Source organism: Tenacibaculum litoreum (assembly GCF_964513915.1).
Classification (GTDB): Bacteria; Bacteroidota; Bacteroidia; order Flavobacteriales; family Flavobacteriaceae; genus Polaribacter; species Polaribacter litoreum.
This window is the reverse complement of the sequence record NZ_CAZEQS010000004.1, coordinates 475,542-493,328: the sequence shown is the minus strand read 5'-3', so window position 1 is coordinate 493,328 and position 17,787 is coordinate 475,542. Positions and strand designations below refer to the sequence as shown.

The 17,787-nt window shown below is 32.3% G+C and carries 17 protein-coding genes; 9 read left to right on the top strand and 8 right to left on the bottom strand.

Going from position 1 to position 17,787, the window contains the following annotated elements:
- Nucleotides 1–36 precede the first annotated feature (36 nt).
- Together ACKTTR_RS13725 and ACKTTR_RS13720 are read left to right on the top strand one after the other, a co-directional pair.
- Complete coding sequence (locus ACKTTR_RS13725; protein WP_408028380.1) at nucleotides 37–1,389, top strand: ATP-binding protein; 1,353 nt, start codon at nucleotides 37–39, stop codon at nucleotides 1,387–1,389.
- 11 nt (nucleotides 1,390–1,400) lie between these two features.
- Entirely contained in the window at nucleotides 1,401–2,222 is an 822-nt protein-coding gene (locus ACKTTR_RS13720; RefSeq protein WP_408028379.1) for a hypothetical protein, read from the top strand.
- A gap of 4 nt (nucleotides 2,223–2,226) precedes the next feature.
- Here the strand turns inward: ACKTTR_RS13720 and ACKTTR_RS13715 are convergent, their stop codons facing one another.
- Both ACKTTR_RS13715 and dnaE read right to left on the bottom strand, forming a co-directional pair.
- On the bottom strand, nucleotides 2,227–2,583 hold the full coding sequence (locus tag ACKTTR_RS13715) for a hypothetical protein (RefSeq protein WP_408028378.1): 357 nt from the start codon (nucleotides 2,581–2,583) through the stop codon (nucleotides 2,227–2,229).
- 8 nt (nucleotides 2,584–2,591) lie between these two features.
- Nucleotides 2,592–6,965 carry a DNA polymerase III subunit alpha gene (dnaE, locus tag ACKTTR_RS13710; RefSeq protein WP_408028377.1) on the bottom strand — a complete coding sequence of 1,458 codons (4,374 nt, stop codon included), beginning with the start codon at nucleotides 6,963–6,965 and terminating at the stop codon, nucleotides 2,592–2,594.
- 240 nt (nucleotides 6,966–7,205) lie between these two features.
- Between dnaE and ACKTTR_RS13705 the strand changes: the two genes are divergently transcribed.
- The 3 genes from ACKTTR_RS13705 to rimM all read left to right on the top strand — a co-directional run bounded on the left by ACKTTR_RS13705 (nucleotide 7,206) and on the right by rimM (nucleotide 8,616).
- Nucleotides 7,206–7,397: a cold-shock protein gene (locus ACKTTR_RS13705; RefSeq protein ID WP_028891302.1), complete on the top strand. Its 192-nt coding sequence runs from the start codon at nucleotides 7,206–7,208 to the stop codon at nucleotides 7,395–7,397.
- A 171-nt stretch (nucleotides 7,398–7,568) separates the two neighbouring features.
- Nucleotides 7,569–8,072 carry a 30S ribosomal protein S16 gene (locus tag ACKTTR_RS13700; RefSeq protein WP_408028376.1) on the top strand — a complete coding sequence of 168 codons (504 nt, stop codon included), beginning with the start codon at nucleotides 7,569–7,571 and terminating at the stop codon, nucleotides 8,070–8,072.
- Nucleotides 8,073–8,088: 16 nt separating this feature from the next.
- The gene (gene rimM / locus ACKTTR_RS13695; protein ID WP_408028737.1) at nucleotides 8,089–8,616 is read left to right on the top strand and encodes a ribosome maturation factor RimM; all 528 of its coding nucleotides are present in this window, start codon (nucleotides 8,089–8,091) and stop codon (nucleotides 8,614–8,616) included.
- Here rimM and ACKTTR_RS13690 read toward each other — a convergent pair.
- On the bottom strand, nucleotides 8,613–9,116 hold the full coding sequence (locus ACKTTR_RS13690) for a GNAT family N-acetyltransferase (RefSeq protein ID WP_408028375.1): 504 nt from the start codon (nucleotides 9,114–9,116) through the stop codon (nucleotides 8,613–8,615). The genes rimM and ACKTTR_RS13690 overlap by 4 nt on opposite strands.
- A gap of 51 nt (nucleotides 9,117–9,167) precedes the next feature.
- Here ACKTTR_RS13690 and ACKTTR_RS13685 point away from each other — a divergent pair, with 51 nt between their 5' ends.
- A complete protein-coding gene (locus ACKTTR_RS13685; protein ID WP_408028374.1) occupies nucleotides 9,168–9,758 on the top strand; it encodes a PhnA domain-containing protein in 591 nt (196 codons plus the stop codon).
- A 67-nt stretch (nucleotides 9,759–9,825) separates the two neighbouring features.
- On the opposite strand, the gene ACKTTR_RS13680 is transcribed toward ACKTTR_RS13685, so the two are convergent.
- Together ACKTTR_RS13680 and ACKTTR_RS13675 are read right to left on the bottom strand one after the other, a co-directional pair.
- Nucleotides 9,826–10,881: a nucleoid-associated protein gene (locus ACKTTR_RS13680; RefSeq protein ID WP_408028373.1), complete on the bottom strand. Its 1,056-nt coding sequence runs from the start codon at nucleotides 10,879–10,881 to the stop codon at nucleotides 9,826–9,828.
- Nucleotides 10,882–10,914: 33 nt separating this feature from the next.
- Nucleotides 10,915–11,514, bottom strand: a complete 600-nt coding sequence (locus tag ACKTTR_RS13675) for a ribonuclease HII (RefSeq protein ID WP_408028372.1) — start codon at nucleotides 11,512–11,514, stop codon at nucleotides 10,915–10,917.
- Between the two features lie 70 nt (nucleotides 11,515–11,584).
- Between ACKTTR_RS13675 and ACKTTR_RS13670 the strand changes: the two genes are divergently transcribed.
- Together ACKTTR_RS13670 and ACKTTR_RS13665 are read left to right on the top strand one after the other, a co-directional pair.
- Nucleotides 11,585–13,534 (top strand): putative porin, encoded by a 1,950-nt coding sequence (locus ACKTTR_RS13670; protein WP_408028371.1) that lies wholly within the window; start codon nucleotides 11,585–11,587, stop codon nucleotides 13,532–13,534.
- A gap of 1 nt (nucleotide 13,535) precedes the next feature.
- Nucleotides 13,536–13,772: a hypothetical protein gene (locus tag ACKTTR_RS13665; protein WP_408028370.1), complete on the top strand. Its 237-nt coding sequence runs from the start codon at nucleotides 13,536–13,538 to the stop codon at nucleotides 13,770–13,772.
- Here ACKTTR_RS13665 and ACKTTR_RS13660 read toward each other — a convergent pair.
- From ACKTTR_RS13660 to ACKTTR_RS13650, 3 genes are all read right to left on the bottom strand, one after another.
- A complete protein-coding gene (locus ACKTTR_RS13660; protein WP_408028369.1) occupies nucleotides 13,749–14,207 on the bottom strand; it encodes a GNAT family N-acetyltransferase in 459 nt (152 codons plus the stop codon). The genes ACKTTR_RS13665 and ACKTTR_RS13660 overlap by 24 nt on opposite strands.
- Nucleotides 14,208–14,244: 37 nt before the next feature.
- Nucleotides 14,245–15,732, bottom strand: a complete 1,488-nt coding sequence (nhaC, locus tag ACKTTR_RS13655; protein WP_408028368.1) for a Na+/H+ antiporter NhaC — start codon at nucleotides 15,730–15,732, stop codon at nucleotides 14,245–14,247.
- A 194-nt stretch (nucleotides 15,733–15,926) separates the two neighbouring features.
- Nucleotides 15,927–17,126: an aminotransferase class I/II-fold pyridoxal phosphate-dependent enzyme gene (locus ACKTTR_RS13650; protein ID WP_408028367.1), complete on the bottom strand. Its 1,200-nt coding sequence runs from the start codon at nucleotides 17,124–17,126 to the stop codon at nucleotides 15,927–15,929.
- Nucleotides 17,127–17,290: 164 nt separating this feature from the next.
- Between ACKTTR_RS13650 and ACKTTR_RS13645 the strand changes: the two genes are divergently transcribed.
- Nucleotides 17,291–17,749 carry an Lrp/AsnC family transcriptional regulator gene (locus tag ACKTTR_RS13645; RefSeq protein WP_408028366.1) on the top strand — a complete coding sequence of 153 codons (459 nt, stop codon included), beginning with the start codon at nucleotides 17,291–17,293 and terminating at the stop codon, nucleotides 17,747–17,749.
- Nucleotides 17,750–17,787: the final 38 nt, after the last annotated feature.

Below are 17,787 nucleotides of genomic sequence, written 5' to 3'. Positions count from 1 at the left end.
AACTCTTTTTCAACTTAAAATTAAACTTAGAGAGTTATGAATACATTGGTTAATAATATAGAAACAAAAGCAGATTTACAACAAGCAATTTCTTTTTTAAAAGAAATAATTTATGCTAGATTGTCTTCAGAATTTCATGGTAATGATTTTTTAAAACTAGATATGAGTTTTGAAAAAAATGATTCTTATGTAGCTTCTTTCATTCGAGATAATAAACTAAAGTATTCTGATAAAATATTATTACTCTTAAGTATAATACCTCATGTTTTACCTAATTTTTACAGTACTATTATTTCAGATTTTTTACCCAATGGAGGTGAACTACCTGAGTTTGGAGGAGTAAAAGGGAAAAACCATAGAGGAATTATTCCTACAGTAGAGACAGCTTTGTACATATTAGCAGGAAATGATATTGAAGAGCGTAAGCAGATGTCAAACTTCATATTGTGCGAGAGCAAACTAATTAGAAAAGCTGTAATTGAGATAGAAAAAGTTCCTTATGGAGAACCACAAATGAGTGGAAAATTAATTCTTTCAGAGGAGTATATGTACTTTTTTTTAACAGGAAAAAAACTAAAACCACAATTAAGTCAAGACTTTCCAGCTAGCTTAATTACTACAGATTTAGACTGGGAAGATTTAGTATTACAAGAAAAAACATTAAACGATGTAAAAGAGATTGAAAGTTGGCTAGCCTATAAAGAAATATTGATGAACGATTGGGGGATGTCTTCAAAAATAAAACCAGGATATCGTGTATTGTTTTGTGGGGCGCCAGGAACAGGAAAAACATTAACTGCAGGTTTGTTAGGAAAACATACAGGTAAAGATGTGTATAGAGTAGATTTGTCAATGGTAGTGTCAAAATATATTGGAGAAACAGAGAAAAATTTATCCAAACTATTCGACAAGTCTATTAATAAAGATTGGATATTATTCTTTGATGAAGCAGATTCAATTTTTGGAAAACGTACCAATGTGAGAGATGCTCACGATAAGTATGCAAATCAAGAAGTATCGTATCTGTTACAACGAATAGAGATGCACCCAGGGCTCATAATTCTAGCTTCCAACTTTAAGAACAATATAGATACCGCATTTACTCGTCGTTTTAATAATATTATTGAGTTCGAAGCACCAAACTATGATGAAAGGTTAATGTTGTGGAAAAATAATTTGCCTAAAAACATAGAGTTAGAAAAGGAAATTACGATAGAGGAATTAGCAAAAAAGTTCAATATAACTGGAGCTAATATTGTAAATGCGGTTCAATATGCATGTTTAAAGACAATAGCGAATAAAGAAAATAAAATACAGAGACAATATATTTTAGAAGGAGTAAAGAGAGAGTATACCAAAGAAGGAAAAACAATTAATATCAAACTTTAAAAAGAGCAGTAATGAAAACAATCAATCAAATAAATGATATTCCTTTGCATTATGCACGATTAACTAATCATCCTTATGGAACAAGGGGTGAACAACGTAATTTTTTAATTGAAGAAAGTTTTTTGGGTGTATTAGAAAATGCTTTTCAAGAGGTTTTTAATAACTGTCCATTAGGAATTCCCGAAGTGATTACAACAGCAGGGATTTTTGTAGACAAACCAGGGCAGCACGGACATGGAAAAGCATTTGATATAGATGCTGTTTTTTGGAGTAATGAAACGTTGGTAACCGCTAATTTTATACATCAAAAAGAACTGTATTTAGGGATAGAATCTTTTTTAAGAAAGCATTTTGGAATTGTATTAAACTATTACTATCCGAACCATAAAGACCATTGGCATGTAGATATCAGTGTTCCTGTTGATTACAATGAAACATCAAAATCTGAAACATTGTATTTGCAATTAGTGTTGAAATATATTTATAAAGAAGAAATTTTGGTGGATGGTATATGGGGAAGACAAACTTCAGGAGTGGTAAAAGAAGTTTTTGAAAAATTAGGAATAAATACACCTATTACTACAAAGGCAAATTATGTAAAGTTTTTAGATATCACTGGTAAAATAGCATTTAAGTTATATGAAGAAAATACTTCTCCAAAGCATTTATTAAGTAATTTAACAGAAGTTGTAGAAAATTTACCACAACAAAACAGAATAGTTGTTAGGGAAGCATTGAATAGTTTTTTAGATCACGAAGAAACAGCAACTTGGTTAGGAGATTTTGAAGAAACTCATAACTTGGATGCCATTATAGAAGAAATTATAGCCTAAAGTTTTATTTGGAAAACTGATTTTTAAACCAAACCTTTTTCCAAACTCTTTTTAAAATCAAAAAAGTAACATTCTCTATATATGCATCGATATTTGTTGAGTTAACAATTTGTGTGTCTTTTTCAGAAACATCTATACGATATAAAAGGTTGGTATAAGAATTAAAATCATGTAAAATTAATTCCTTTACTGACTTTTGGAGCTTTTCTTTTAACTCTGAAGGAGCATTATTTACAGAAAAATCTAAATCAATTCCAGTTAAACTAAAATCTTTGTTAAGTTGAATTATAAGTTGTTTATATAACTTTTGGTTAGCCACATTTGTTAATAGATCGATACTGTTTTGATAAATAGGTAGCATTTTGGTTATTAATTCAACTTATAATTTATAAACTGTTCATCTAAGGCTTTTAAAAACTCACTAGACACTTTAATTTTAGTTGTTCTACTAGGTAAGTTTAACTCTATTTTTTCTTCGCCATCCCAAATGGTAAAATACAAACTTTGTGAGCCTTTGTTAGTAGCAAACAGATGTTGTAGCTCTTTTATGGTGTTATCTTTTACTTCTTGTAGAGGAATTTTGATAGTGAGTTTTTTACACATTTTATCCATAATATCATGTAATAGTAAAAACTCATTAAATCCAACTCTAGGCTCACCTTTCACACCTTCTTTATTAGTCCAACCAGGTTTGATAGTAGTTTTGATAAATAGGAATGAATTTGGAACCAAAAAGTGTTTAAACTTTAAGTAATCTTCACCAAAAATTCGGAATTCAAAACTATCGTTATAATCTTCCATTGTAAAAGCAGCCCACCCTTTACCTGCTTTTGATACACGATGTTGTACATCAGTAACAATTCCAGCAAAAGAAAGCCCTAAACCTTCATATTGAGCGATGTTTTTAAAATGCGCTAGAGAAGCATTGCAGAATTTTAGTTCGTTTTTAAAATCATCAAGTGGATGTGCAGAAATGTACATTCCTACTACTTCCTTTTCACGAGCTAACAATTCCATAGTTCCCCATGTTTCACATTCAGGAATTAAAGGTTCTGGTAAATCAACTTCCGAAGCTTCTCCAAACAAAGAAACCTGAGATGAATTCTGATTTTCTTGAAACTTATTCCCAAAGCGAATAGCCTTTTCTAAAAAAGTTTGTCCTTTTTCATCTTTCACATAATACTGAGCCCTATGGGTTTCAGTAAAGGAATCAAAACCACCAGCTAATACTAAACCTTCAAAAGCTTTTTTGTTAGCAACACGTAAATCAACACGTTTGGCTACATCAAAAATAGAAGTGTAATGTCCATTTTCTTTGCGTTCATCAATAATTGCTTTAACAGCAGAACCACCTACACCTTTAATTGCTGCCATACCAAAACGAACAGCTCCATCTTTATTTACAGAGAATTTAGCATACGATTCATTTACATCTGGACCCAATACCTCTAACCCCATACGTTTACATTCCTCCATAAAAAACGAGACTGTTTTAATATCGTTCATGTTATTGGAAAGTACTGCTGCCATGTATTCTGCAGGGTAGTGGGCTTTTAAATAAGCCGTTTGATAGGCAATCCAAGCATAACAAGTAGAGTGAGATTTGTTAAAGGCATAGGATGCGAAAGCTTCCCAGTCTTTCCAAATCTTTTCTAGTGCTTTTTCATCATGACCATTGGCTTTTGCTTGATTAACAAACTTAGGTTTCATTTTAGCAAGTACTGCAGCTTGCTTTTTACCCATTGCTTTACGAAGTACATCGGCTTCACCTTTGGTAAAATCAGCTAACTTTTGAGAAAGTAACATTACTTGCTCTTGATATACTGTAATTCCATAGGTCTCTGCTAAATATTCTTCCATAGCAGGAAGGTCGTACTGAATTTCTTCATCCCCATGTTTTCTTCTAATGAAAGAAGGAATGTATTCTAAAGGACCCGGACGATACAGTGCGTTCATTGCAATTAAGTCGGCAAACACCGTAGGTTTTAATTCACGCATATATTTTTGCATCCCAGGAGATTCGTATTGGAATATACCTACAGTTTCTCCACGTTGGAAAAGCGCATAAGTTTCCTCATCATCAATAGGGAAATTCTCTGGGTCGAGTTCTACTCCATGACGTGCTTTTACAATTTTTACCGTATCCTTGATTAGGGTTAATGTTTTTAACCCTAAGAAATCCATTTTTAATAATCCAGCACTTTCTACTACCGAGTTGTCAAACTGAGTAACGTACATGTCAGAATCTTTTGCAACAGATACAGGTACGAATTTGGTAATATCATCAGGAGTAATAATTACACCACAAGCGTGAATTCCAGTATTACGAACTGAACCTTCTAAAATTCGAGCTTTGTTAATAGTTTCAGCTTCCAGTCCATTACCATTAGCAATAGCTTTTAGCTCATTTACCATTTCAATTTCTTCAGAACGAAGCTTTTCTTTTAATCCTTTCTCATCTAAAGAAAAGATTTTCTTCAACTTCATTCCTGGAATTAATTTGGCAATTCTATCAGCTTCAAACAGTGGTAAATCAAGTACACGAGCAGTATCACGTACAGATGATTTAGCAGCCATAGTACCGTAGGTAATAATTTGTGCTACTTGATTAGCACCATATTTTTCAATTACATAATCCATTACACGGCTACGACCTTCATCATCAAAGTCAATATCAATATCGGGCATCGATACACGTTCAGGATTTAAGAAACGCTCAAAAAGTAAATCGTACTGAATAGGATCTATATTGGTAATCCACAAACAATAAGCAACTACTGAACCAGCTGCAGAACCACGTCCTGGACCTACTGACACATCCATGTTTCGGGCTTCTCGAATAAAATCTTCTACAATCAAGAAATATCCTGGATATCCTGTTTTGGCAATTACATCAAGCTCAAAATCTAAACGCTCTCGGATTTTGTCGGTAATTTCTCCGTAACGTTTTTTGGCTCCTTCATAAGTCAAATGACGTAAAAAATTATTTTCACCTCTTTTTCCTCCATCTTCAAGATCTTTTTCATCTCTAAACTCTTCAGGAATATCGAAAGCAGGTAATAATACATCACGTGCTAAGCCAAAAGGTTCTATCTTATCTACAATTTCTTGAATGTTAATAATGGCTTCAGGTAAATCGGCAAAGAGTTTTTTCATCTCTTCAGTAGATTTGAAATAGTATTCATCGTTAGGTAACCCATAACGATATCCTCTTCCTCTACCTTTAGGTGTTGCTTGTTTTTCACCATCTTTTACACATAATAAAATATCATGTGCGTTAGCATCTTCTTTATCTAAGTAAAAAGTATTATTAGTAGCAACAATTTTAATATCATGCTTTTTTGAGAACGAAAGAAGAGTTTCATTTACAACTCTTTCATCTTCTTGCCCGTGGCGCATCAATTCAATGTATAAATCATCTCCGAATTGTTCTTTCCACCAAAGTAACGCCTCTTCTGCTTGAGCTTCACCTACATTTAATATTTTACTAGGAACTTCACCATATAAATTCCCTGTTAATACAATTACATCTTCTTTGTATTGCTCGATAATTTTTTTGTCAATTCTTGGAACGTAATAAAAACCATCAACAAACGCAATAGAAGACATTTTTGCTAAGTTGTGGTATCCTTTTTTATTTTTAGCAAGTAAAACAACTTGATACCCGTTATCTTTTTGACTTTTGTTAGTATGATCTTCACAAATATTGAATTCACAACCTACGATAGGCTTTAAAATACTTTGTGTAGGTTCTTCTCCTTTTTCTATAGCCTCTTTGTTTGCTGCTTCAGCTGCTTTGTTATGACCTAGTATAGCTTGTACAAAATGAAAAGCAGCCATCATGTTACCAGTGTCGGTCATGGCAACTGCAGACATATTGTCCTTAGCAGCAGCATTTACAATATTACCAATTTGAATAGTAGACTGTAAAACAGAATATTGTGTATGGTTGTGTAAATGAGCAAACTTAACACCTTCAAGTTCAGCTAATCCTTCTGCGGTAGAAATAGTATTAGCCTCTTCTGTTTCTGAAGATTTTCTTTTTCGGATTTTATCACTTTCTTTTTTTAGATTTAAGTGAGTAAGTCCGATTACTTGTATCGGGTTTGGATTTACTTCTGTATAACGTTGGAAATAATCAGAAGAAACATCTAACTGTTCTTCTGTATATTGACGTAAACGAATTAATTCTAAGAAACATCTTGTAGTTGCTTCTACATCGGCGGTTGCATTGTGAGCTTCTCCAAAACCAGTTCCGAATAAATGATTGTGTAATTCGGTAAGAGTTGGAAGTTTAAATTTCCCTCCACGACCACCAGGAATTTGACATAATTGTGCTGTATGCTCGGTACAAGTATCTAAAACAGGTAACTCTGTTAAATTATTTTCAACACCTAAACGATGAAACTCACACCCCATAATGTTGACATCAAAACCAACATTTTGACCAACAATAAATTTAGTTTTTTGTAATGCGTTATTGAATAATTCTAACCCCTCACTTAACTGAATTCCTTGTTCGATAGCTAAGTCGGTTGAAATTCCATGAATTCGTTCAGCATCATACGGAATATTAAATCCCTCGGGTTGAATTAAAAAATCGTTGTGTTCAATTAAGTTTCCTAATTCATCGTGTAATTGCCATGCAATTTGTATGGCTCTTGGCCAGTTATCGGTATCGGTTATTGGGGCGTTCCAACTTTTAGGTAATCCAGTAGTTTCGGTATCGAAAATTAAATACATGGGCAAAAATTACTTATTGAAGTGTCTTGGGTAAAACAAAGTGTAAAAATACGAAGAATTTACATTGCTATTAAGAGAAGTTATTAACGAGTGTTTTTGGTTAAGGTAAAGGCTTGAATAGCTGAATGTAATAAAAAACAGGTGTTAAGTGTAGGTTAATTTTTAAAAGAAAAATGAAAAAAAGTAGTTGATAATCAATTAATAAGATTACATTTGCACTTTAATATAATATTTTTTACAATGAAAGAAGGAACAGTAAAGTTCTTCAATGAATCTAAAGGTTTTGGATTTATTACAGAGTCAGGATCAAACACAGAACATTTTGTACACGTATCAGGTTTAATCGATGAGATTAGAGAAGGTGATACTGTTGAGTTTGAACTTAAAGAAGGAAAAAAAGGATTAAACGCAGTTAGCGTTAGAGTATTATAATATATCTCACAATTTATTTTTCTTAAGAGCCTGTTTAACAGGCTCTTTTTTATTGCAATAAAGTTATTTTTTTGCTTTTAAATAAAAAAGATTTTATAAATTTGCGCCCACTTATCACGAGATGATAAGATTTATTAATAATCAAGGTCGCGAACCTTAAAAATTAAAATTATGCCTGTAAAAATTAGATTACAAAGACACGGTAAAAAAGGAAAACCATTTTATTGGGTAGTAGCTGCTGATTCAAGAGCTAAAAGAGACGGTCGTTTCTTAGAGAAAATCGGAACTTATAACCCAAACACTAATCCTGCAACTATTGATTTAGATGTTGACGGAGCTGTAAAATGGTTACAGAATGGTGCTCAACCAACTGATACTGCTAGAGCTATTTTATCTTATAAAGGAGCTTTATTAAAGAATCACTTAGCTGGAGGAGTAAAGAAAGGAGCTTTAACTGAAGAGCAAGCAGAAGCTAAATTTAATGCTTGGTTAGAAGAAAAAGAAGCTAAAGTTGCTGGTAAAACAGATGATTTAGTAAAAGCAGAAGCAGAAGCTAAAGCAAAAGCTTTAGAAGCTGAGAAAGCTGTAAATGAAGCGCGTATTGCTGCTGCAACTCCTGCTGTAGAAGATAGCGAGGATGCTGCTGCTGAATCAGGTGCTGATAGCGAAGAATAAAAACTGTACTACGATGATGCAAAAAGAAGATTGCTTTTATCTTGGCAAAATCGTTAAAAAACATAGTTTTAAGGGCGAGGTAGTTATTAAGTTAGATACTGACGAACCCGATCTTTACGAAAATTTGGAATCAGTTTTTGTCGATTTAGGCAATAATCTGATTCCTTTTTTTATTGAAAAGTCTACCCTTAGTAAAGGAACTATGTTTAGAGTGAAATTTGAAGACGTAGATACTGAAGCAGATGCTGAAGCTATTTTACGTTCTGAAGTTTATTTGCCATTAGATATGCTTCCTAAACTTTCTGGTGATAAATTTTATTATCATGAAGTAATAGGTTTTAAGGTAATTGATACAGTTTTCGGAGAAGTAGGGAGTATAGTGAGTATCAATGATTCTTCAGCACAACCCTTATTTGAAATTGATAGAGAAGGAAAAGAAATTTTTATTCCTATGATTGATGACTTTATCAAAAAAATAGATAGAGGCAATAGAACTATTGAAGTTGAAACACCAGAAGGGTTAATTGATTTATATTTGAGTTAATATATATATTCAAATACACAATCTTCTCCACTTTCAAAAACTTGTTGCATTCCAATAAACTCAAAACCTATATTTTTTAATAGTTTTTGAGATTTTTCATTTTTAGGCATAGTTAAAGCTAACACTTTTTCTTGTTTAAATTTAGTACGAACGTATTCTATAATTAGTTTTGTGGCTTCAGTTGCATATCCTTTACCTCTTCCTTCAGGTAAAAAAGCATACCCAATATCAATAAAATCTAACTTGTCTCTTTGTAGTGCTGTTGAGGCTCCAATGGGTTTGTTGGTTTCTTTTAAAATTACAGTAAAAAATCCCAAACCACCTAATTTCGAGTTTTTGAATAAAACATCTTTTAAGTAAACGCGAGTTTCTTCAATAGATTTTAAGTTTTTATCACCTATAAATTGAATCCAGTCTGGATCGTTAAATAATTGAAAATAAAAAGGAGCATCATTAACAAGAGCCTCTTTAATAATTAATCGTTCGCTTTCTAATAACATAGCCTAAATATAAATTAAAAATGTACTTTTGCGAAGCAAAAAAAGAATAAAATGAGTTTATTACAAGAATTACAAGATAGAAGCGGAAATCAATGTGAATTATGTGCATCAAAAAACGATTTGTCAATTTATGAAGTGCCACCAATTTCAACAGGAGGCGTTGACGGTAGTTTGTTGGCTTGTGCTACTTGTATTGAGCAGATTGAAGATACTGACAAAACAGAAGCAAATCACTGGCGTTGTTTAAATGATAGTATGTGGAGTGAGTTTAGGGCTGTGAAAGTTGTAGCTTGGAGAATGTTGCATCGTGTTAAAAAAGATGGATGGTCACAAGACTTGTTGGATATGATGTATTTAGAGGACGAGGAATTGCGTTTCGCTGAAGCTACAGGTGAACATTTAGATGAAAGTGAAAAAATAATTCATAGAGATGTGAATGGAGCTATTTTACAAGCAGGAGATAATGTTGTGTTGATTAAAGATTTAAAAGTAAAAGGTTCTAGTATGGTGGCAAAACAGGGAACAGCGGTACGTAGAATTTCGTTAGATCCTGAAAATGCTAAATATATAGAAGGAAAAGTGGGAGCACAAACTATTGTGATTATTACAGATTATGTAAAGAAAATGGCTGAAAAAGAATAATTTTTAGTTTAAATAGGTAGAGTAACAAAGTTTCAAAGTAAGAAGAACTTTGAAACTTTGTTACTAATTACTTCTCTGTATTATAATACACCTTGTAAAACTTCATTTTTTTGTCTTCGTCATACCCTTGTTCTAGGTATTCAGCAGAAGCATCAGGTGCATCAACATCAATTTTAATTTGAATATTGGTATCTAATTTGATTTCTGTTTTAAACTTACTTTTTTCCTTCTTTAAAACAACATCAGATACTTCAAAATTGTTACGAATTAGTACATCGTTTAACTTTTCAAAGTGCTGTTTGTAATCTTCAAAAAGATCTTTATGTTTGTCTTCTTCAAAAATTTCATCTTTAAACCCGTGATAATCTACGCTTTCATGCTCTTTAAAATAATCAACAGTGTTGGCTAAGAAATTGCTTTGTTCTTGTTTTCCAAATTCAGGTTTTATAACCTCTTCAGAAAACTCTTTACACATTTCTAAGTAATTTTGAGTATGTAAGTTACGATCATCAGCATATTTGACACTTAAGAAGTTTTTAATCCAGTATTGTGCATCGTATTGGTTGTTATCTACCGATAAAACTACAGTTCCTTCTGCATCGGTGGAGTTTAAAATTAAACAACCTTTATCTAACCTCTTGGTTGAAATTCCTTTTTGAACTACTACATCAAAACTGTCATCATCTAAATAGGTTTGAAAGAAGTCTACTTTACTTTCAATTTTAAAAATACCAACAGCTTCAGTTAAAACATCTTTGTACTCAATACCTTCAAAATAAGCTACAATTACATCGCCCGTTTTAATATTGGCAGAATTAGATTGTTCATATAAATGATTAACAATGTTTTTAGAGTGCTCAATAAAAACTTCATTACTATCATCTTCAAAAATATCTGAAGTGTACTTGTTAATTTCGTTTAAACGAACATCAGCGTGATGACTAAAACGATAGCTTTGTGTAACTGAACCGAAAGGTTTTAGTAAAAAGGGGAGTAACAGTTCGTAACTCTCTTCATCAAAACGCACTAAACTTTCAGAAAAAGCATTTTGTCCACTATTATACTTATTAGCTACTTTGTGAATAATACACTTGTTAATTTCGGTACGAGTTCTTTTAATCATCTTCTAAAAAATTGGAAGACAAAAATAGAAAAATTAAAGTTCCAATTTTAATTGTTCTGGTAACAATTTAAATGATTTTCGGTGATAGAGAGTTGCTCCAAATTGACGAATAGCTTCGCGATGTTCTTTTGTAGGATATCCTTTGTTTTTCTGCCAGTTATATTGAGGGAATTCTTGATGAATTTTTTCCATATACTCATCACGATAAGTTTTTGCAAGTACAGAAGCAGCTGCTATACTCATAAATTTAGCGTCTCCTTTTACAATGGTTTGATGTGGGATTTCTTCAAATGGTTTGAATTTATTTCCATCAACAATAATAAATTCTGGTTGAATAGATAATTGTTCTATTGAACGATGCATTCCAGTAATAGATGCTTGTAAAACATTCAATTCATCAACCTCTTCTTGATGTATGAAAGACACTCCATATGCAAGAGCGTGTTCTTCAATATAAGGTCTAAGTTTTTGTCGTTTTTTTTCTGAAATTTGTTTAGAGTCGTTTAATAGCTGATGTTGAAAATTGTCAGGTAAAATAACAGCAGCAGCTACAACAGGTCCTGATAAACAGCCTCTACCAGCCTCATCTGTTCCTGCTTCTAATTTACATCCGCTATAATTTAATTGCAACATGCTACAAATTAACAGATTTCAAAGAAATTAATCGTGATTTTTGTCGTTAAATTATTTTACTTTTGCTGTTATGAAGAAAAATATTTTAGTACTTTTTTGTTTGATAAGTGTCCAAGTAATTTTTTCTCAAATTAGAAATGTTGATGGAAGTTTTGGTAAGGTTCCTAGAAGAGGGATAGACTCACTACCAGATAATGAAATAAACGTAAAGCTTAGTGGAAAAACTAAGTATACTGACTATAAAATTATATCACACAAGAATGATACTACAATTGTAGACACCACATTAACAATTCAAAAAGAGTACAAGTTCAATTTCTTAAGAAAAGATAATTTTGAATTATTGGCTTTTCATAATCAGGGACAAACTTTTAACAATTTAGGATACGATTTTACCAATATTTCTAAGTTCCCAAATATAGGTTTTAGAGCAAAGATGTTCAATTATTTTGAAATTGAAGATGTGAACTATTACCATGTGCCTACGCCCACAACAGAAATAATGTATCGTACAGGCTTAGAGCAAGGTCAGGTGTTGGATGCGCTTTTTACAACAAATTTTTCTAAACGATTTAATCTTGCAATAGCTTACAAAGGACTCCGTTCATTAGGAACATATAGGCGCTCTTTATCTAGTACAGGTAATTTTAGAGTAAGTTTTAGTTACGAGACTCCTAAGAGACAATATGCAATTAGAGGACATGCTGTAAATCAAGATTTTTTTAATCAAGAAAGTGGAGGATTGACAGAGACATCTTTAGAAGCATTTTTAGCAGATGACCCTAATTTTAGTGGAAACAGAGGCAGGATGGATGTGAATTTGAGTAGTGCTGAAAGTACTTTAGATGCTAAGAGGTTGTATTTTGAACATACTTTTAAATTACTTTCTTCAAAAGATAGTGTGAGTCAAAAAGACTTTTCCAATTTAAAGCTGGGACATTCATTTACTAGAGATTCCAAGTTTTATCGATTTACTCAAGGTACAGCATCAGATATGTTTGGTGATGCAAATATTTCGAGTAACATTAATAATAAAACTATTTATTTACTGTACAATAATCAATTTTTTTTAGATTTTAATTCAAAATATGTACTAGGGAGGTTCCGTGTAAAAACAGAATTATCAAATTATACATATGGATATGAAAACTTACAGAATAATACAGTTGGAATTACAAAGAATAAGCTGAAGGGAGATGCAATTTCGTTTGGGGCTGATTGGAATGGAAGGATAGGAAACTTTCATGTAAATGCTTCTGGAAGTTTTACACCAGGAAGTGGTCGATTATCAGGAAATCATCTTTCAGGAGAAGCTTTCTATAAAAAAGATAGTGTATTAACAGTGAAAGGAAGGTTAGGAATAAGTAACAAATCACCTAATTTTAATTTTTTACTACATCAAAGTAGTTATGATGATTTTAACTGGGAAAATAATTTTTCTCAAATAGGAACACGTACATTGGGAGGAGTTATTGAGTCTAAATGGGGAAATGCCTCGTTGGATATCACTAATATTAGTAATCACACGTATTTTGATGAAAACGGTCAACCGAAACAATTTTCAGGAGATGTTAATTACTTAAAAGCAAAAGCCTCTAAAGAGTTTACTTTTGGAAAGTTTGCTTTAGATAACACTTTAATGTATCAAAAAGTAGCAAGTGGAAACAGTGTTTTTAGGGTTCCAGAATTTGTTACTCGTAATACACTTTATTATACTGATGAATGGTTTAAAGGAAAACCTTTGTTAGTGCAAATAGGAGCTACATTTAAGTACTTTTCAGAATATAAAGCGAATGCGTATAACCCGTTGTTAGCAGAATTTACTTTACAAAATGACAGAGAAATAGGATACCCAACCGTTGATTTGTTTTTTAATGCTAGGGTTCGTAGAACTAGAATCTATTTTAAAGCAGACAACATAAGTTCTTTTGTATTAAAAAAGAATTATTTTTCGGCACCAAATTATCCGTATAGAGATTTTGTAATTCGTTTTGGAGTAGTGTGGAACTGGTTTATATAAAATGAAAGAAAAGTTACGAAAAAATTGGAAGTTGTTTTTAATAGCAAGTTTAACCTTGGGGTTAGCGCCTTTTAGGCCACCACACATTGTAGGAAAATTACAATGGATAGTAGGAGGAAACGCTTTTTCAGGAGAGCACGCTATGCAGTTTATGGATTGGTTTGATGTTTTTTTGCATGGAACTCCTTGGGTACTTTTAATAGTATCAATTTTTTTACATGTTTTCAGGAAAATATAGCTCCATTTCAGATAAAAAACGCCCTTTAATACTGCTCTCTCGTTTACCAATTATTTCAAAACCATGTTTTAAATAAAAGGTATCTGAGTTTGGATCCGATAAAACATTTAATACAGCACAAGAACCACTTATACAAGATTTTTTGACATGTTCTAGTAGTTTAGAACCAATTCTTTGGTTTATAAATTTAGGAGTAACAAATAAAAAATCTAAAAAACTTGTTCTAATATTAGCTCGATATAAAACGTAAAAACCAGCTGTAATATCGTTAACTTGAAATTTATAAATATTACAATCGGCAAACATTTTAGGGGTGACCGTTAGGTCGTCTTTCCAAAGTTCCATTTGTTCTTTGGAGTATCCCCAGTGTGCTTTTGAACTTATAGCAATTTTAGTTAATAAGTTAGCGTCTTGTATTTGAGCTTTTACAATCATAAAAAAAGAACCTCACGAAAGGTGAGGTTTATAAATGTTATTCTTTAGAAGCTAGTTGTTTTATTTTAATTCTAAATGCAGCAAATAGTAATGTTGTAAAAGGACTTAGCCAATTAAACATGGCATAAAAAGCATAATCTATAACAGGAACACCTAAAACGCCAGAGTGGTAAGCTCCACAAGTATTCCAAGGAATTAAAACAGAAGTAACAGTACCAGAATCTTCTAAGGTTCTACTTAAGTTTTCAGGGGCTAACCCTTTGTCTTTATAAGCTTGTGCATACATTTTTCCAGGTACAACAATCGCTAAATATTGATCAGAAGCGGTAAAGTTTAAACCTATACAAGTGGCAACAGTACTAGCAAATAACCCAAATACTGAATCAAATAAACTTAACATGAAACTACTAATTTTAGCCAAGGCTCCGATAGCATCCATAACTCCACCAAAAACCATTGCTAATAAAATTAACCAAACTGTTCCAAGCATTTTTTTCATTCCACCAGCGGTGAATAAATCTTTTAACACTTCGTTGTCCGTAGCTACTGAAGTTTCAACAGTTATCGCTTGCATTATTCCTTTATAAGCAGACTCAAAACTTAATTTTTCAACTCCAGAAACTTGAGCTACTACATGAGGTTGAAAAATCAAAGCGAAAGCACCACCTAGTATGGTTCCAGCTAAAAGGGCTATTAAAGGAGGTGTTTTTTTAATAATTAAAACTACAACTAATACTGGAACAAGAAACAACCAAGGAGTTATATTAAAAGCTTTATTAATGTCGCTAAGCATTTGTTGAGTATTCGCATCACCAGTAGTCGTTTGGGTAAAACCTAAAATGATAAAAAAGATAATGGTTACTATAAATGTAGGTACAGTAGTGTAAGCCATGTATCTTATGTGTGTAAACAAATCTGTTCCAGCCATGGCTGGAGCTAAGTTTGTAGTGTCTGACATTGGTGACATTTTATCACCAAAATAAGCGCCAGATAAAACTGCACCAGCAGTCATACCTAAGGAAATTCCTAAAGCTTCACCTATGCCAATTAAAGCTATACCTACAGTTGCAGAGGTTGTCCAAGAGCTTCCAGTAGCAACAGATATAACAGCACAAATTATTAAACAAGCTACTAAAAAGATAGTTGGGTTTAAAATTTGAAGTCCGTAATAAATCATTGAAGGAATAATACCGCTTACAAGCCATGTTCCAGCAAGCGCGCCTACCATTAACAAAATTAAGATAGCGCCTGCGGTAGATTTTATGTTTTCAGCAACCTCTTCAATCATTCTTTCATAAGAAACCTTGTTTTTAAAACCTACAATAGCAGCAACAGCCCCACCTAATAATAAAATAAACTGATTGCTTCCGCTTAAAGCATCGTCTCCAAATACGTATACATTATATGCAAGCATACCAATTAGAGCGAAAACAGGAATCAAAGCTTCCCATATGCTTAATTCTTTATTTTGAATTATTTTTTGATTTTCTATTTCAATTTCAGATAGGCTTTTGTTGTCTTGCATGTATGATATTTTTTCGGCTTGTAATGTTACGACTTTGTGAAGAATTACACAAATCGAATTAGTTTACAATATTCTTTAGAAAAAATTGAATAGAAATGGTAGATAAACAAAAATGTCATTTTAAACAATGAGAAATAGTCTAGTGTCTCTCGCTTTGTTTAAAATGACAAGAATGAAAAGATGTTATGGGTGTTTTACAAAACGCCTACTTCTTTCATACAAGCATTCATCATTTGGTAAGTACGTTCTATATCGTTGTCCAATCCAATAGAAAAACGAATCAATCCATCTGTTAATCCCATTTCTTTTTGTTCATCTAAAGGAATTTCTGATGAAGTTGAAGTACCTGGTGCAGAGAACAAGGTTTTGTAAAAACCTAAACTTACAGCCAAATACCCTAAGTTTCTTTCTTGCATTAACTCCATCAAAGCGTTTGCTTTATCTAATGAACCAGTATCGATAGTTAACATTCCTCCAAAACCATATTCTTCATTCATCATTGATTTGAAAACTTCGTGTGATGGGTGTGATTTTAAACCTGGATATACCGTTTTTAATCCGTTAGCTTCAAATTTTTCAGCTAAGTAACTCGCATTTTTACTGTGTTGTTTTACTCGTATATGTAAGGTTCTCATGTTTTTTAAGATTGAAGCAGCTCGCATTGAGTCCATAGAGGCACCTAATAACATACTTGCTCCATCAATCACACTTTTTTGAGAATTGATAAAATCTGTAGTTCCACAAATAACTCCTCCCATAGTATCGGAAGAACCATTAATAAATTTTGTTAAGCTGTGAATAACAATGTCGGCCCCTAATTGAGCAGGTGAAATTGATAAAGGAGAAAACGTATTGTCTACAACTAATTGTAAGTTATGTTTTTTAGCTAATACTGATAGGGCTTTAATATCAGCAACTTCTAATAAAGGATTGCTTACTGTTTCGCAGTAAATCATTTTAGTTTTTTTAGTAATGGCTGCCTCCACTACATCTAGTTTTGTAATATCAACAAAAGAAGTTTCTATGCCTATTTTAGGTGTGAAATTCTTTAAAAAAGCATAGGTTCCTCCATAAATAGTTCTACTTGAAACGATATGATTTCCAGCTCCACATATTTGTAAAATAGTAGGAGTAATTGCCCCCATACCTGTGGCTGAAACATTAGCTGTTTCAGTTCCTTCCATAGCAGCTAAAGCTTCAGATAGGTATAAGTTTGAAGGAGATGAATGACGAGAGTATAAATAACAACCATCTGTATTTCCTTCAAAGGTATCAAACATGGTTTTTGCCGATAAAAAAGTATAGGTTGAGGAATCTGATATAGATGGGTTCACACCACCGAATTCTCCAAAGTATTGTAGATCTTGTATGTTGTTTGCAGGTTTAAATTTCATATCTATTAAAGTTAATTATTAGTAGACTACTAAGTTCTGTTTTAGTTGTTTAAAAATCAATACAAAGCGTTTTTTGTAGAAAATTATACTAATTTTGTGTTTGTATTTAGTTTTTTATTAGTTTGTGTTCAGGTAGGTTGTAATAAAAACAGATTTTTTTTCAGATGAAGTTAGATAAGATAGATAAGAAGTTATTAGGGTTGCTTCAGACAGATAGTAAACAAACAACAAAACAATTGTCATTACAATTGGGGTTGTCTGTTACGGCAGTTTACGAGCGAATAAAGAAATTAGAAAAAGAAAAGGTTATCACGCAATACGTGGCGGTAGTTGATAAAGATAAAATAGAAAAATCGTTTTTAGTTTTTTGCCATGTTCAGTTAGAGAAGCATAATAGAGATCATATAGCGATTTTTGAGAAAGAAGTTAATAGGTTAGAGGAGGTAACTGAATGTTTTCATGTAAGTGGAGATTACGATTATATTTTAAAGGTTTACGTAAAGGATATGGATGCTTACCGAGATTTTATAGTGAACAAACTTACAGCATTAAAATATGTTGGTAATACTAGAAGTGTTTTTACAATTGGTGAAGTTAAAAATTCTATAGCGATAGCGTTATAAATAAAAAGCGAGTAATAACTACCCGCTTTTTTCAACTT

Excerpts from the sequence above, each read along its gene's own strand:
- dnaE (WP_408028377.1), bottom strand. The coding sequence starts at position 6,965 with ATGTATTTAATTTTCGATACCGAAACTACTGGATTACCTAAAAGTTGG.
- ACKTTR_RS13645 (WP_408028366.1), top strand. The coding sequence starts at position 17,291 with ATGAAGTTAGATAAGATAGATAAGAAGTTATTAGGGTTGCTTCAGACA.
- ACKTTR_RS13690 (WP_408028375.1), bottom strand. The coding sequence starts at position 9,116 with ATGTTATTAGAAAGCGAACGATTAATTATTAAAGAGGCTCTTGTTAAT.
- ACKTTR_RS13715 (WP_408028378.1), bottom strand. The coding sequence starts at position 2,583 with ATGCTACCTATTTATCAAAACAGTATCGATCTATTAACAAATGTGGCT.
- ACKTTR_RS13650 (WP_408028367.1), bottom strand. The coding sequence starts at position 17,126 with ATGAAATTTAAACCTGCAAACAACATACAAGATCTACAATACTTTGGA.
- ACKTTR_RS13700 (WP_408028376.1), top strand. The coding sequence starts at position 7,569 with ATGCCTGTAAAAATTAGATTACAAAGACACGGTAAAAAAGGAAAACCA.
- ACKTTR_RS13670 (WP_408028371.1), top strand. The coding sequence starts at position 11,585 with ATGAAGAAAAATATTTTAGTACTTTTTTGTTTGATAAGTGTCCAAGTA.
- ACKTTR_RS13675 (WP_408028372.1), bottom strand. The coding sequence starts at position 11,514 with ATGTTGCAATTAAATTATAGCGGATGTAAATTAGAAGCAGGAACAGAT.
- rimM (WP_408028737.1), top strand. The coding sequence starts at position 8,089 with ATGCAAAAAGAAGATTGCTTTTATCTTGGCAAAATCGTTAAAAAACAT.
- ACKTTR_RS13705 (WP_028891302.1), top strand. The coding sequence starts at position 7,206 with ATGAAAGAAGGAACAGTAAAGTTCTTCAATGAATCTAAAGGTTTTGGA.
- ACKTTR_RS13680 (WP_408028373.1), bottom strand. The coding sequence starts at position 10,881 with ATGATTAAAAGAACTCGTACCGAAATTAACAAGTGTATTATTCACAAA.
- ACKTTR_RS13660 (WP_408028369.1), bottom strand. The coding sequence starts at position 14,207 with ATGATTGTAAAAGCTCAAATACAAGACGCTAACTTATTAACTAAAATT.
- ACKTTR_RS13720 (WP_408028379.1), top strand. The coding sequence starts at position 1,401 with ATGAAAACAATCAATCAAATAAATGATATTCCTTTGCATTATGCACGA.
- ACKTTR_RS13685 (WP_408028374.1), top strand. The coding sequence starts at position 9,168 with ATGAGTTTATTACAAGAATTACAAGATAGAAGCGGAAATCAATGTGAA.
- ACKTTR_RS13665 (WP_408028370.1), top strand. The coding sequence starts at position 13,536 with ATGAAAGAAAAGTTACGAAAAAATTGGAAGTTGTTTTTAATAGCAAGT.
- ACKTTR_RS13725 (WP_408028380.1), top strand. The coding sequence starts at position 37 with ATGAATACATTGGTTAATAATATAGAAACAAAAGCAGATTTACAACAA.
- nhaC (WP_408028368.1), bottom strand. The coding sequence starts at position 15,732 with ATGCAAGACAACAAAAGCCTATCTGAAATTGAAATAGAAAATCAAAAA.